We start from the raw sequence: 14,052 nt of genomic DNA on the forward strand, positions 1-14,052 counted from the left end.
GTCAGGCCGTCGGCCGGCGGAGACCGGGGAGCTGGCGCCTCAGCGCCTCCAGACCCTCCCGGTCGACGAGGGGCGCGCCCGGCCAGTAAAAGAGAGCCAGGGGGAAAGCTACACACAGGCCCGCCTTGGCGAGAACGCCCACCACCGTCGGCTCGGCAAACACGGCGCCCACCGCTCCGAGCCCGACCGCGACGGCGGAGGCGATCCCCAGCGTCCGCCACTCGAGCGCGACGGGGTAGCTCCGCCCCGCGAACGCCAGCGACGAGCACGCCGCGACGAGGTACGCCAGGACGGTCGCGACCGCCGCCCCGACGATCCCGAAGGGAGGAATCAGCACCACGTTCGCGAGGACGTTCGCCAGCAGCCCCAGCCCAGTCGAGGTCGAGATGTGCGTCGTCTGCTTGACCAGGAACAGCGGGAGCATAAAGAACTGGTTCGCCGCGTGGAACACGTGGGCCACCACCACCAGCTGCAAGATCACGACGGCCCCGCCGTACGCGGGCGTGGCCACGACGGCGATGATCTCGGGGGCGAACACGAACAGGCCCAGCGAGATGAACAGGATGAGGACGAAGATGGCCGTGAACGTCGTCGCGTAGGTCCGGGGCCCGCGCTCGGTCTCGCCGGTCCGGAAAAACTGGGCCAGCCACGCATTCGAGATCGAGATGCTCACGATCGTCAGCAGCGTCCCCAGCTGGTAGCCGATGCCGTAGACGCCGAGCGCGGCCAGGCTCACCGTCGACTCCAGGATGAGCCGGTCGACGAACGTGATCCCCCAGATCGACAGGAGGTGGGGCACGAGCACGACGGAGTAGCCCAGCGACTCGCGCAGGCGCGTGAACCGGGGCCGCCACCCGGCCGGCGCGTTGATGACCACGCCGGCCACGACCGCCCACGCGGCGTAGCCGCCGACCTGGCCCCACAGGACGCCGGCCACGCCCATCCCCTCGACGGCCACCAGCCAGAGCACGGCGCCCGTGATGGTGAGCACCTGGGCGACGGAGAACGCGGTGTGGGCCCCGGGCTGCTGGCGGACGATGTAGCGCATCAGCGGGATCGTCGCGCTCCCCTGCAGCGCCGCGATCGCGATCGACAGCACGAGGTACGACGGCGCGATCTGCGAGCCGACGACCTGGCTCCAGGCCGGGACCGTCCCGATCAGCACGGCCGACAGGACGACGGCGACGCCGGTCACGACCCACCAGATGCCGGCCGTGAACCGGTCGGCCTCGCGCTCGTCCGCGAAGTCGACGTAGTACCGCTTGATGGCCTGGCCCAGCCCCAGCGGGTACACCCGGGCGAGGGCGTACGAGACGGCCTGCAAAAACACGACGGTCCCGACCTCGGCCTGCGTCAGGTAGCGGACGTAGAACGGGACCAGGAGGAACTTGGCCAGGTTCGTCGCCAGCGCTCCGGCCACGTAGACCAGCGACGCGCTCCCCAGCCGCTTGCCCCACCGCCTCTGCCCACCTGCGGACGAGTCGGTCGGCTCGGTCGCGCTCACGGCGTCGCGCTCGGCCGCGCCGACGGCGCCCGACCGGGCTCGCGGACGGCCCGCCAGCCCGGACGGGGCCGGCCGAGCCAGTCCTCGACGAACGCGATGTCGGCCTCGAACCGGGGGACCAGCTCGGCCCGGAGGTCGGCCGCGAGCGGCGGGTACTCGATGGGCGTCGAGAGGCGGCGCTCGATCCCGCGCTGCGTCCGGCCGAGCGCCTGGCGGGCGCCGTGCGGCAGCCGGGCGCCGACCGTGGCCCGGGCCCGGTCCGCCAGTCGTCGGAGCCACGGGTAGCGCGGCATCCGCTGCCGGTTGAACCGCCGGCCCAGCGCCCGGGGCCGGAACGCCGGGTCGACGCCGACGAAGGCGAAGACCTCGGTGAGCACCCGCTCCGGCTCGTCGTCCAGGTCCTCCTTGGCGAGCAGCAGGATCTGGTCCCGGTCGAAGTGCTCCAGGAAGCGCTCGACGTGGGCCCGGTAATGGCTCGTCGACTCGTAGTACCGGACGCGGGGGTGGTCGTCGGCGACGAGCGCGCGGAACTCGCCCCAGTCCCAGCCGGCCTTCCGCTCCTGCCAGTAGTGCGAGTACATCCGGTCGACCGGGTCCCTCACCATCACGATCAGCCGGGCGTCGGGCGCGTGGGCCCGGATGAGCGCGGGCGCGTCCGGCGCGACGAAGTAGACCGTCGACGCCTCGCCGAGCACGGCGCCGGGCGGCGCGTCGCGCCACAGCTCGCGGTACCAGTCGGGCCCCCGGTCGTAGGTGCCCGACCGCGGGATCGACGTGTCGACGACGCCCCGCTCCAGCCCTCCCTCCTCGCGCGTGAAGAACCGGGGTTCCTTGATGTAGGTCATCCCCACGCCCGGGTGGGCGTCGAGCAGGTGCCACAGCGCGGTCGTCCCGCACTTGGCCGCGCCGGCGATGAGGAAGTCAGGCGTGGCCACCGGGGTGCGGCGGGTTCGGGCCGCGCGAGTTGAGGAACACGTCGGCCCCAGCCGCGAGCGCGCCGGCGTCGTAGCCCGCGTGGTCGGTCACCAGCACGACGGCGTCGGCCGCGCGGACGGCGGCGTCGAGGTCGGGGACCGACGCGAGGTCGAGGCGGTTGTGGCGGAGCGTCGGCACGTGGGGGTCATGGTACTGGACGTCCGCCCCCTTCTCGTCTAGGAGCGCCAGAATGTCAAGCGCCGGCGACTCCCGGAGGTCGGAAACGTCGGGCTTGTACGCGACGCCGAGCACGAGGACCGTGCTCCCGCGGACGGCCTTGCCCCGCTCGTTGAGCGCGTCCTGGACCTTGCGGAGCCAGAACCTCGGCATCCCGGTGTTGACCTCGCTGGCGAGCTCGATAAAGCGGGCCGTGTAGTCCAAGCCCCGGAGCTTCCACGAGAGGTAGTGCGGGTCGACGGGCAGGCAGTGGCCGCCGAGCCCCGGCCCGGGCGTGAACCGCATGAACCCGAACGGCTTCGTCGCCGCCGCCTCGATGACCTCCCAGGCGTCGAGCCCCAGCCGGTCGCACATGAGCAGGAGCTCGTTCGCCAGCCCGATGTTGACCGCGCGGAAGGTGTTCTCGAAGATCTTCGTGAGCTCGGCCACCTCGGGCGAGCTCACCGGGACGACCGTCTCGACGGCCGCGTCGTAGAGCGCGACGCCGACCTCGAGGCAGGCCGGCGTCATGCCGCCCATCACCTTGGGCGTCGTCCGCGTGGTCCAGTCGGTCCGGCCGGGGTCGACGCGCTCGGGCGAGAACACGACGAAGGCGTCGACGCCGATGGTGAGGCCGCGCTCTTCCAGCAGCGGGGCGAGCACCTCGCGCGTCGTGCCGGGGTACGTCGTGCTCTCCAGGACCACGAGCTGGCCCGGCCGCACGCGGGCGGCGACGGCCTCGGACGCCGCGAGCACGTGCGAGAGGTCGGGGTCGCGCGTCTTGCGGAGCGGCGTCGGGACGCAGATCGAGATCGCGTCGACGGTCGCCAGGACGTCGGGGTCGGTCGTGACCTCGAACCCGGCCGCGAGGGCTCGCGCGAGCGCGGCGTCGCTGACGTCCTCGACGTGCGACGCGCCGGCCGCGAGCGCCGCCACGCGGACCGCGCTGATGTCGAGCCCGACCACGCCGAACCCGGCCTCGACAAACGCGACCGCCAGCGGGAGCCCGACGTAGCCCATCCCCACGACGGCGACCGTCGCTTGGCGTGTCTGGATCCGGTCGAGCAGCGTCTCGTGGGGCGTCACGGGCGCTCAGCCAAGGCGGCGACGTAGGCGCCGTAGGCGTTGGGCGCGAGCGCCCGGCCGAGCGCGGCGAGCTCGTCGCGGCTGATGAACCCCTGGCGGTAGGCGACCTCCTCGGGGCACGCGATCATCAGCCCCTGTCGGGCCTGGATCGAGTGGACGAACGCGGAGGCGTCGAGCAGCGACTCATGCGTCCCGGCGTCGAGCCAGGCCACGCCCCGGTCGAACACCTCGACCGAGAGCGTGCCGGCGTCGAGGTAGTGCCGGTTGACGTCGGTGATCTCGAGCTCACCGCGGGCCGACGGCGTCAGGCCGGCGGCCACGTCCACCACGTCCGGCCCATAGGCGTAGAGCCCGACGACGGCCAGGTTCGACGTTGGCACGGCCGGCTTCTCTTCGATGGTCACGGCCTCCCCCCTCTCGTTCAGCTCGACGACGCCGTAGCGCTCGGGGTCGCGGACGGGCGTCGCGAAGATCGACGCGCCCTCGGTCCGCGACGCGGCGCGTTGGAGCAGGGCCGAGAGCCCGCTCCCGTAGAGCACGTTGTCGCCCAGGATCAGCATGGCCGGGGCCCCGTCGAGCCAGTCGCGCCCGACGCGGAAGGCGTCGGCGAGCCCGCGGGGCCGGTCCTGCTCGGCGTAGGACAGGGAGAGCCCCCAGCTCGCGCCGTCACCGAGGAGCTGGCGGAAGGCCGGGAGCGCGTCGGGCGTCGAGATGACCAGGATCTCGCGGACGCCGGCCAGCATCAGCGTGCTCAGCGGGTAGTAGACCATCGGCTTGTCGTAGACCGGGAGCATCTGCTTGCTCACGGCCAGCGTCGCCGGGTGGAGCCGCGTGCCGTGCCCGCCGGCCAAGAGGATCCCTTTCATGAGGCCTCGGTGGGGAGGACGGCGGCCACCCAGTCCTGGTGGCCGAGGTACCAATCGACGGTCGCCTCCAGGCCCGACCGGAGCGATTGCCCGGGCGCCCAGCCGAGCCCCTCGATCTTGGCCGTGTCGACGGCATAGCGGCGGTCGTGGCCGGGCCGGTCGGTCACGAACTCGACGAGGTCGGCGTGGGGCGCCCCCTCCGGCCGGCGGTCGTCCATCACCGCGCACAGCGCGCGGACGAGCGCCAAGTTGTCGACCTCCGCGTTCCCCCCGACGTTGTACGTCTCCCCCACCGCCCCGCGCTCGACCACGGCCCAGATCGCGTCGCAGTGGTCGCCCACGAAGAGCCAGTCGCGGACGTTGCCGCCGTCGCCGTAGACCGGGATCGGCTCGCCGTCGAGGGCCCGCTGGATCACGACCGGGATCAGCTTCTCGGGGTACTGGCGCGGCCCGTAGTTGTTGGAGCAGTTCGTGATCGTGACCGGCAGCCCGTACGTCCGGGCGTACGCGCGGACCAGGTGGTCGGACCCGGCCTTCGACGCCGAGTACGGCGACGACGGCGCGTAGGGCGTTTGCTCGGTGAACGCGGGGTCGTCGGGCCCGAGGTCGCCGTAGACCTCGTCGGTCGAGACGTGGTGGAACCGGACGCCGGCGGCGTCGGCCCACGCCGCCCGGGAGGCGTCGAGGAGGGTCTGGGTCCCCAGCACGTTCGTCTCGACGAACGCGGCCGGTCCCGTGATCGACCGGTCGACGTGGGACTCGGCCGCGAGGTGGACGACGAGGCCGACGGCGTGCTCGTCCAACAGCTGACGCACCAAGGCGCCGTCGCGGATGTCGCCCTCGACGAACACGTGGCGGTCCGGGTCGAGCCCGTCGAGGTTCGCCGTCGAGCCCGCGTACGTCAGCGCGTCGAGCGTCACGACGCGGGCGCCCGGCCGGCGCGCCAGCGCCGACCGCACGAAGGCCGACCCGATAAAGCCGGCGCCGCCCGTGACCAGGATTCCCGACAACGGCTCGGCCATCAGTCGACGTCGAGGAGCCGCAGGAACTGAACGACGGCGATGACGCCCGACGTCACGATGCCGGCGACGGCGAACGTGTCCCGGTTCGTCCAGCCCCCGCGGACGCGCGTCTCGACCTCGATCACGTCGCCGTCTTCGAGCGCCGGCGCGGGGCCCGAGAGGAAGGCCGCCAGCGGCTCCTGGTACGCCGGGCCCGTATCGGCGCCGCGGTAGATGCGGACGGTCGTCTCCCTGCTCTCGTTGTCGCGGAGCGGCTGGAGCTCGGGCCCGCCGGCGAGCGCGAGCGCGTCGCGGGCCGAGAACGACGGGCCGACCTCGTAGGTCCCAGGCCGGCCGACGCCGCCCAAAACGGCCACGCGCCGGGCGGCCACCGCCTCGACCTCGACCACGTCGCCGTAGCGGAGGCCCGGCGGGGCCGGGTCGCTCAGAAACGTCGCCAGAGGCGCCTGGTACACCGCCGCCGTCTCGCCGGCCCGGTACAGGCGGAGGACCGTCTCCGGGTCGCCGTCGAGCGGGTCCCGCTCGCTCGACACGCCGGCGAGCGTGAGCACGCCGCCCAGGTCGAAGTCCGGCCCGACGTCGTAGACGCCCGGCCGGAGCACGCGGCCCCACACGTGGACCCGGGTCGTCGGCTGGCCGGGCTGGGCGTTGAAGTAGTACCCGCCCGCGCTGGCCTGGCGGCCCTCGATCAGGCCCAAGACGCCGCGCTCGGGCGCCGGCTGGGCCGACGCGGACGCGGACAGGAGGACGGCGAGAACGGCGAGGGCGCGCATACAAGGGGGGGCCGGACGGCCCGCAGACTAAAGAGGACGAGCGGTCGGCGAATCCAGGATCCGACGATCTTCTCGTGGATCGGGCGCGAGGAGAGGGTCAGGGCGAGCGCACACTACGGCGCGGCCTCGGTGTCGCCTGGCAGACCCCCTCTCCGGGCGCCCGTCGCTCCGCTCAGGAGCGGCCGGCCTGTCCGCCTTGGAGGGGTCGCTACTCTCGGTCGACTCTACAAACAAGATGAGCCATCCTCGCGCAGGCGGGCACCCACGCAGCGTCCAGCCGGCGGGCCGGACCGTATGGGTCCCCGCCTACGCGGGGATGACTCTTGTTTTTTGTTATTCGGTTTGAGCACCGGCTAGGACTCCGCATCCCTGACCCTCCAACGGGGACAGCTTCGAGATCCGGAAGCGCCAGCGATCTGCCGGGGCTGGAAAGGAGCGTCCGCTCGCCGTGGTCGACGGCGAACGCGCTAGGCCCGGGCGTCGGCCTGCTCGCCGTAGCCGTAGGCGCTGCCGCTGGCGTCGCCGTAGCGGTAGGCGTACTTGTAGCGGTAGCCGTAGGTCTGGCGGACGTCGAAGGCGTTGAGGACGAGGCCGCTCGGGGTCGTCCCGACGTCGGCGAGCGCCGCGACGGCCGAGGCCAGCTCGTAGTCCTTCGTCTGGCCCGACCGCGCGATGAGCAGCGTCGCGTCGCACTGGGTCGAGAGCAGGACGGCGTCGGTCGCCGCGAGCACCGGCGGGGCGTCGAAGATGACGACGTCGAACTTGGCCCGCATGTCGGCGATGAGCTCCCGCATCCGGCGCGAGCCGATAAGCTCGGACGGGTTCGGCGCGAGCGAGCCGGCCGGCAACACGTAGAGGTCGTCGGCGAGCCGGTCGAGCGCGTCGAGGTCGAGCGGGTCGGTCGAGAACAGCTCCTGGACCAGGCCCGGCTCGCGCGGGAGCCCGAGCTTGGCGTGGACGGTCGGCCGGCGGAGGTCGGCGTCGACCAGGAGCACGCGGCGGCCGGCCTGGGCGAACACGACGGCCAGGTTCGTCGACGTCACCGACTTGCCCTCGCCCGGGCTCGAGCTCGTCACCAGGATGGTCTGGACGACCACGTCGGGCCGGCTAAACTGGATGTTGGTCCGGAGCGCCCGGTACGCCTCGCTCGCCGTCGCCATCGGGTTCAGGAGCGACACCACGTGCGTGTCGACCTGGCGCCCGTTGACCTCGGCCGTCTCGGCGCCGCCGTACTCGCGCTCGATGAGGGCCTCGGTCGTCGGGACCGTCCCGATGACGGCGTGGCCGAGCTTGACCAGGTCGTCCGGCGTGTGGACCCGGTGGTCCAGTCGGACCTTCCCGACGGCCAGCAGCGACCCGAACACCAGGCCGCACAGGAGGGCGAGGATCGTGTTCCGGACGCGGAGCGGCGAGAACGGGGCGGTCGCCGCGAACGCCGGGCGGATCACGCGGGCGTAGCCCAACTGCGACTGCTCGGCGACCCGGGCCTGCTGGAGGTTCTGCTCGAGGGCCCCGTAGAGCGTCTCGGCCGCCTGCCGCTCGCGTTCGAGCTGGGCCAGCTCGATCGACTGGGCCGGCACGTTCGACAGCTCGCCCTCGTACTGGCCGAGCCGGCTCGTGAGCTGGCGGACCTCGGCCTCGAGCCCGCGCACGGCCACGCGGGCGGCCGAGACCTGGGCCCGCAAGTCGGCGGCGCGGACGAAGCCGGCCCGCTGGTCGTCCGGGCTCGACCCCGACGCGAGCGACTGGGCCGAGAGCTCGCGGGCGATCCGCTCCTGCTCGGCCTCGACCCGGCGGAGCTCGGCCTGGATCCGGGCGACGGCCTGGGGCGGGTTCGGGTCGGTCCGGAGCGACGGGGTCTGGCGGTAGTACGGCTCGAGCTCGGCGCGGAGCCCCTGGATCTTGGTCCGGGCCGCCGCGAGCTCGCTGTCGAGGTTCGACGAGAGCCGCGCGCCGAGCTGGCCTTCGAGCCGGGCGAGCTCGCCCTGCAACGCCGAGAGCTCGGCCCGCTTCGTCTGGAGGTTCACCGAGGCCTGGTCGCGGCGGGCGTCGAGCGTCGCGATCTGGTCGACGAGCCGCGACGTCTCCTCTTCGAGCGCGACGGCGCCCTCCTGCAACATGTAGGACTCGACGGCCGCGTCGGTTTGCTCAAGCCGCTCGTTCTGGGTCGACACCTGGGCCTCCAAGAACTCGCGCGAGGCCGACGCGCCGGACCGGCTCTGGTCCTGGGTGAGCTGGGCGAAGGCCTCGGCGTAGGCGTTCGCGATCAGCTCGGCCTCCCGGGGGTCCGTGCTGACGGCGTTGACGCGGATGGCGTCGGCCCCGCCGGTCTCCATCGTCGCGTTGATGGCGTCCTTCTGGAGCCGGAAGGCGACCTCCTCGACCGTCAGCGGGGTCGAGGGGTCGTCGGCCTCCAGGATCGGGAGCGGCCGGTCGGTCCCGGGCACGGTGCCGGCCTCGACGAGCCGGGCGGCGACGGTCTCGGCCAGCGGCATCGACTGGTCGAGGACCAGGAGCTCGTTGCTCAGATTCCGCTCCTGCTTCCAGAGCCCGGTCGGCCCGGCCTCCGGGAGCACGTCGGCCAGGTCCGTGTCGGTCTTGTCGACGAGCAGGATGGCGTACGACCGGTACGTCGACGGGCTCAGGAGCGAGACGACCAGGACCGGGACCGTCAGCGCGAGCGCGGTCGCCAGGATGAGCCACTTGCCCCGGAGCAAGATGTCGAGGAGGGCCCGGAGGTCGAACCCGTCTTGGTCGCCGTAGTAGAACGGCTCCTCGCCGCGGTAGGGCGCGCCCGGAGCGCCGCGGTCGGCCGGGGTCGAGTAAGGGGTCTCGTTCATTGCGGAGGGGGTCCAGAGGGGAAGGGCCACGGCGAATATAGGTCGGCCGGCCCCAGACGATAGTAGACCAGCGACGCCCGGATGCGGCGCCGACTACCTTCATCTTCTTGCGTTTCTGGCTCCGCCGTGATCCTCGCCGTCCTCTCCGACATCCACGCGAACCTGCCCGCGCTCCGAGCCGCGGTGGCCGCCGCCGAGGCCCGGGGCGCCGATGAGCTCGTCAACTTGGGCGACGTCGTCGGGTACGGGCCCTCGCCGGTCGAGTGCCTCGACGTGGTCCGGGCCGAGTTCGCGGTCAACGTGCTCGGCAACCACGACGCGGCCGTGGCCGGGGCCGACGACCCCGCGCTCCCGCCCGACGGCCAGGCGGCGGTCGCCCTCCACCGGGCGCTCTTAGACGACGACCGGCGGGCGTGGCTCGCGTCGCTCCCGCTCGTCGTCGAGCGGCACCACGCCACGTTCGCGCACGCGGCGCCGCTCCAGCCCGAGCGGTGGCCCCGGCTCGAGTCGGCTCGGGACGCCCGGCGCCAGTTCGGCGCGTTCGAGACCGACGTCTGCTTCGTCGGCCACTCGCACCGCCAGGCCATCGTGGCCGACACGCTCGGCGTGTTCCGCGTCCGCCGCGGCCACCGGTTCCTCGTCGACGTCGGGAGCGTCGGCCAGCCCCGGGACCACGACCCGCGCCTGGGGCTCGCCCTGTTCGACACGGAGGCGTTCTCGGTCGAGCTCGTGCGCGAGCACTACGACCACGCCCAGACCGTCGCCGAGATCGCCCGCGTGGGGCTGCCCCGCGACCTGGGCGACCGCCTAGGCGTCGGGCTCTGACGCGGAGTGAGGAGTGTAGTTGTTTGGGAGTGGCGAGAGCCGCCCCCCTCCACCCGCACTCCCACACCCACACACTCTGGCAGCCCCTACGCCACCTCGGGCTGGACGTGGGCGATGGCGAGGTCGGACGTGACCATCTCGGCCGCGAGCTGCTCGACCGTAACCGTCGGCGTCCAGCCCAGCTCGCGCTCGGCCTTGCCCGGGTCGCCCAGGAGCTGCTCGACCTCGGTCGGCCGGTAGTAGCGGGGGTCGACGCGGACGACGGCCGCGCCGGTGTCCTCGCGGACCCCGACCTCCTCGTCGTCGTCGCCCTCCCACCGGAGCGCGATGTCGGCCGCCTTGAAGGCGAGCTCGCAGAAGTGGCGGACCGTCGTCATGTGGCCGGTCGCGAGCACCCAGTCGTCGGGCGTCTCGTGCTGCATGATCCGCCACATGCCCTCGACGTAGTCGCGGGCGTGGCCCCAGTCGCGCTGGGCGTCGAGGTTGCCGAGGTAGACGGCGTCCTGGAGCCCGAGCGAGATCCGGGCCGCCGCCCGCGTGATCTTGCGCGTCACGAACGTCTCGCCGCGCCGGGGCGACTCGTGGTTGAACAGGATCCCGTTCGTGGCGAAGATGCCGTAGGCCTCGCGGTAGTTGACCGTGATCCAGTAGGCGTAGAGCTTGGCCACGCCGTAGGGCGAGCGCGGGTAGAACGGCGTCGTCTCGGACTGCGGCACCTCCTGGACCTTCCCGTAGAGCTCGCTCGTCGACGCCTGATAGAACTTGGTCGTGCCCTCGAGCCCCAGGATCCGGATGGCCTCGAGCAGCCGCAACGTCCCGATCGCGTCCGAGTTGGCCGTGTACTCGGGCGTCTCGAAGCTGACGGCGACGTGGCTCTGGGCCGCCAGGTTGTAGATCTCGTCGGGCTGGACCTCCTGGACGATCCGGATCAGGTTCGTCGAGTCCGTCAGGTCGCCGTAGTGGAGCCGGAACCGGACGTCGGTCTCGTGGGGGTCCTGGTAGAGGTGGTTGACCCGCTCGGTGTTGAACGAGCTCGCGCGGCGCTTGAGGCCGTGGACCTCGTAGCCCTTGGCGAGCAGGAGCTCGGCGAGGTAGGACCCGTCTTGGCCGGTCACGCCGGTGATGAGGGCGCGGGGGCGGGGCGAATCGGACATCAAGCGGGGGCCTCGGTCGAGGCGGTGGATTCGAGGTACCAGTCGGTAGTGGCGGCCACGCCGTCGCGCAGGCCGATGGAGGCCGTCCAGCCGAGCCCGCGCAGGCGGCTCACGTCCAAGAGCTTGCGGGGCGTCCCGTCGGGCTTGGTCGTGTCCCACTCGATCGCGCTCTCGGCGCCGACCACGTCGCGGATGAGCTCGGCCAGCTCGCGGATCGACAGGTCGTGGCCCACACCCACGTTGAGGAGGCCGTCGGGCGCGGCGGCGCGCATCGCGTCTTGGTCGAGACGGAGGGCGAAGGCGACGGCGTCGGCCAGATCGTCGGCGTGCAAGAACTCGCGCCGGGGCGAGCCGGTGCCCCAGAGCGTGACCGGCGCGTCCGTCCCGCCGGGCCCGGCGCCTTTGGCCTCCAAGAACCGCCGGATGAGCGCCGGAAGGACGTGGCTCGATTGCAGGTCGAAGTTGTCGCCCGGGCCGTAGAGGTTCGTCGGCATCAGGCTGATGACGTCGTCGCCGTGCTGGCGGTGGAGGGCCTCGGCGATCTCGATGCCGGCGATCTTGGCGACGGCGTAGGGCCGGTTGGTCGGTTCGAGCGGGCCGGTCAGGAGGTGCTCCTCCTTCATCGGCTGGGGCGCCTCGCGCGGGTAGATGCACGACGAGCCCAGGTTGACGACGCGGCCCCTCTCCCCGAGCCCGGCGTCGTGCGCCGCCATCAGCACCTGGTAGGCAATCGCCAGGTTGTCGCCGACGAAGTCGGCCGGGAAGTCGCGGTTGGCCAGGATCCCGCCGACCTTGGCCGCCGCGAGGACGACGTGCGTCGGCCGCTCGGCCTCGAAGAACTGGTGGACGGCGGCGCCGTCGCGCAGGTCGAGCTCGGCGCTCGTCCGCGTCACCATCTCGACGCCGTCGGCCTCCAGGCGACGGACGACGGCCGAGCCCACTAGGCCACGGTGCCCGGCGACGAACACGCGGGAGTCAGACGTAAGTGCGGGCATACTCGGGGGAACGGGGGGCCCTCCAAGCTACGCCGGGGCCCTTTCGGCGGAGAGCGTATCGGCCCGTCGCCGGTGAAGCTTGAGCGGACCTCGGCCGGCCGGCGGCCCGCGCCCCCCGTCCGGGCGCCCATCGCTCCGCTCAGGGGCGCTCGGACGGCCCCCCTTGAAGGGCAGGGCTGCTACGTTCTGCGAAACGAGTCAGACTCCTAAACGGAACGGCCGTCATTCCCGCGCACGCGGGGATCCATAGGGGGCCGCTCGCTGAGGCGCCGCTGCGGATGGGTCCCCGCGTGCGCGGGACCGCGAAGCGACGGCGCCAGCCAATGACGCCTGTTGTTTGTATGGTCGGCAAAGAACGTAGCAGCCCTGCCCTTCAAGGGGGCCAGCATTCCGAGCCTGGGAGCCCTTCGGCTCCGCTCAGGACAGGCTCCGCGACCGGCCGGAAGGCAGGGGGCCCGCTGGTACTGACGCTTCTGCTCCCGCACCACCGAGGAGCCACCGCGCGAGCCCGGCCAGCACGACCGCGCCGACCGTGATCGCCGCGAACCCGTTCCGGTACCCTCCCACGGCCGTGGCCGACGACGTCGCCAGCGCCGCCAGCGTGGCCGCCCCCACCAGCTGGCCGACGCTCAGGAAGATCGTCGAGAGCCCCTGGGCGACGGCCCGCTCGTCGGGCCCGGCCTCGGACAGCAGGATGTAGGCCAGCGACGAGCCCAGGATCCCCGACAGCCCCAGCCCGAGCACGACGGTCCCCACCAGGTGGACGGCCAGCGACGGGGCGGCGGCGACCGTCCCCATCCCCACGGCCACCAGCGCCATCGCGACGGTCACCACGGGCCGCGCGCCGACGCGGTCGAGCATCCGCCCGGCGACCGGCGCCCCGACCGTCACCCCGGCCACCAGCAGCAGCAACAGGTACGACGCCGTCGACCGGTCCACGCCGAACGCGGCCACCGCGTACGACGACAGCAGCACGAACGTCGCCTCGACCACGCCCGCGCCGACGGCTAGCGCGCACGCCGCCTGGACCGGCCGGCGGGCCACGAGCCCCGGCCGCAGGATCGGCGCGGGGGCCTGGCGCTCGACCCGGACCAGCACGCCGAGCAGCACCGCCGCCAGCACGAGCGGCCCCCACACCACGGGCTGGGCGAGCGCGTCGAGCGGCGCCGAGGCGTCGAGCCCGCTCAGCCCGACGACGAGCGCCGCCAGCAGGATCGTCAGCGTCGCCACGCCGGCGGCGTCGAACGGGCGGGGCACGGCGGCGCGCGACTCGGGCAGCGTCCGGGCGCTCAGGACGAAGACGAGGGCGGCCAACGGCAGCGACAGCGCGAACAGCCACCGCCAGCTCGCGACCGCCAGCAGGACCCCGCCAATCGCGGGACCGATCAGGAACGCGACCCCGAACACGGCGCCCAACAGCCCGACGGCCCGGCCCCGCCGCTCGGGCGGGTAGGCGTCGCCCACCACGGCCGTCGCGACGGGGAAGATGCCGGACGCGCCCAGACCCTGCACCACGCGCCCGGCCAGCAGGACGCCGAACGACGGCGCCAGCGCGACGACCGTGGTACCCGCCGCGAACACGGCGACGTCGACCAGGTAGACCCGTCGGCGGCCCACGCGGTCGGCCAGGGCGGCCATCACGGGGAGCCCGGCGAGGTTAGCGAGCACGAACGCGGTGAAGGTCCACGCGACGGCCCGCTCGGTCAGCCCGAACGCCTCGCGCAGCGCCGGCAGCGCCGGGCCGACGATGGCGATGTCGAGGGCCGCCAGCAGCGTCCCCAAGAAGAGGACGCCGAGCAGGCGCGGCGGAGCGGCGGAGTCGGTGGTCATGGTCCGAGGATCGGGGCCGGGACGCG

At 72.9% G+C, this 14,052-nt stretch carries 11 protein-coding genes; 1 reads left to right on the forward strand and 10 read right to left on the reverse strand.

Features of this window, described 5'->3' with window-relative positions; genetic code table 11:
* Position 1: 1 nt before the first annotated feature.
* From ACOOHE_RS10230 to ACOOHE_RS10260, 7 genes are all read right to left on the reverse strand, one after another.
* Positions 2-1,504 (reverse strand): lipopolysaccharide biosynthesis protein, encoded by a 1,503-nt coding sequence (locus ACOOHE_RS10230; RefSeq protein WP_420453985.1) that lies wholly within the window; start codon positions 1,502-1,504, stop codon positions 2-4.
* The gene (locus ACOOHE_RS10235; RefSeq protein ID WP_420453986.1) at positions 1,501-2,439 is read right to left on the reverse strand and encodes a sulfotransferase domain-containing protein; all 939 of its coding nucleotides are present in this window, start codon (positions 2,437-2,439) and stop codon (positions 1,501-1,503) included. Before ACOOHE_RS10235 ends, ACOOHE_RS10230 begins: the two co-directional genes overlap by 4 nt.
* The gene (locus ACOOHE_RS10240) at positions 2,426-3,721 is read right to left on the reverse strand and encodes a nucleotide sugar dehydrogenase (protein ID WP_420453987.1); all 1,296 of its coding nucleotides are present in this window, start codon (positions 3,719-3,721) and stop codon (positions 2,426-2,428) included. The genes ACOOHE_RS10235 and ACOOHE_RS10240 overlap by 14 nt, the downstream gene beginning before the upstream one ends.
* Positions 3,718-4,587 (reverse strand): glucose-1-phosphate thymidylyltransferase RfbA, encoded by an 870-nt coding sequence (gene rfbA / locus ACOOHE_RS10245; protein WP_420453988.1) that lies wholly within the window; start codon positions 4,585-4,587, stop codon positions 3,718-3,720. Before rfbA ends, ACOOHE_RS10240 begins: the two co-directional genes overlap by 4 nt.
* Positions 4,584-5,609, reverse strand: coding sequence for a dTDP-glucose 4,6-dehydratase (gene rfbB / locus ACOOHE_RS10250; RefSeq protein ID WP_420453989.1), 1,026 nt, complete (start codon positions 5,607-5,609; stop codon positions 4,584-4,586). The genes rfbA and rfbB overlap by 4 nt, the downstream gene beginning before the upstream one ends.
* Complete coding sequence (locus ACOOHE_RS10255) at positions 5,609-6,382, reverse strand: SLBB domain-containing protein (RefSeq protein WP_420453990.1); 774 nt, start codon at positions 6,380-6,382, stop codon at positions 5,609-5,611. Before ACOOHE_RS10255 ends, rfbB begins: the two co-directional genes overlap by 1 nt.
* Positions 6,383-6,849: 467 nt before the next feature.
* Complete coding sequence (locus ACOOHE_RS10260) at positions 6,850-9,222, reverse strand: GumC family protein (RefSeq protein ID WP_420453991.1); 2,373 nt, start codon at positions 9,220-9,222, stop codon at positions 6,850-6,852.
* Positions 9,223-9,348: 126 nt separating this feature from the next.
* Between ACOOHE_RS10260 and ACOOHE_RS10265 the strand changes: the two genes are divergently transcribed.
* On the forward strand, positions 9,349-10,047 hold the full coding sequence (locus ACOOHE_RS10265; protein WP_420453992.1) for a metallophosphoesterase family protein: 699 nt from the start codon (positions 9,349-9,351) through the stop codon (positions 10,045-10,047).
* A gap of 86 nt (positions 10,048-10,133) precedes the next feature.
* Here ACOOHE_RS10265 and gmd read toward each other — a convergent pair whose 3' ends face one another.
* The 3 genes from gmd to ACOOHE_RS10280 form a co-directional block, all read right to left on the reverse strand.
* Positions 10,134-11,201 carry a GDP-mannose 4,6-dehydratase gene (gene gmd, locus ACOOHE_RS10270; RefSeq protein WP_420453993.1) on the reverse strand — a complete coding sequence of 356 codons (1,068 nt, stop codon included), beginning with the start codon at positions 11,199-11,201 and terminating at the stop codon, positions 10,134-10,136.
* Positions 11,201-12,196 (reverse strand): GDP-L-fucose synthase family protein, encoded by a 996-nt coding sequence (locus ACOOHE_RS10275; protein WP_420453994.1) that lies wholly within the window; start codon positions 12,194-12,196, stop codon positions 11,201-11,203. Before ACOOHE_RS10275 ends, gmd begins: the two co-directional genes overlap by 1 nt.
* A gap of 417 nt (positions 12,197-12,613) precedes the next feature.
* Complete coding sequence (locus ACOOHE_RS10280) at positions 12,614-14,026, reverse strand: MFS transporter (RefSeq protein ID WP_420453995.1); 1,413 nt, start codon at positions 14,024-14,026, stop codon at positions 12,614-12,616.
* Positions 14,027-14,052 lie beyond the last annotated feature (26 nt).

It is taken from the genome of Rubrivirga sp. (assembly GCF_965213695.1).
GTDB lineage: Bacteria > Bacteroidota > Rhodothermia > Rhodothermales > Rubricoccaceae > Rubrivirga.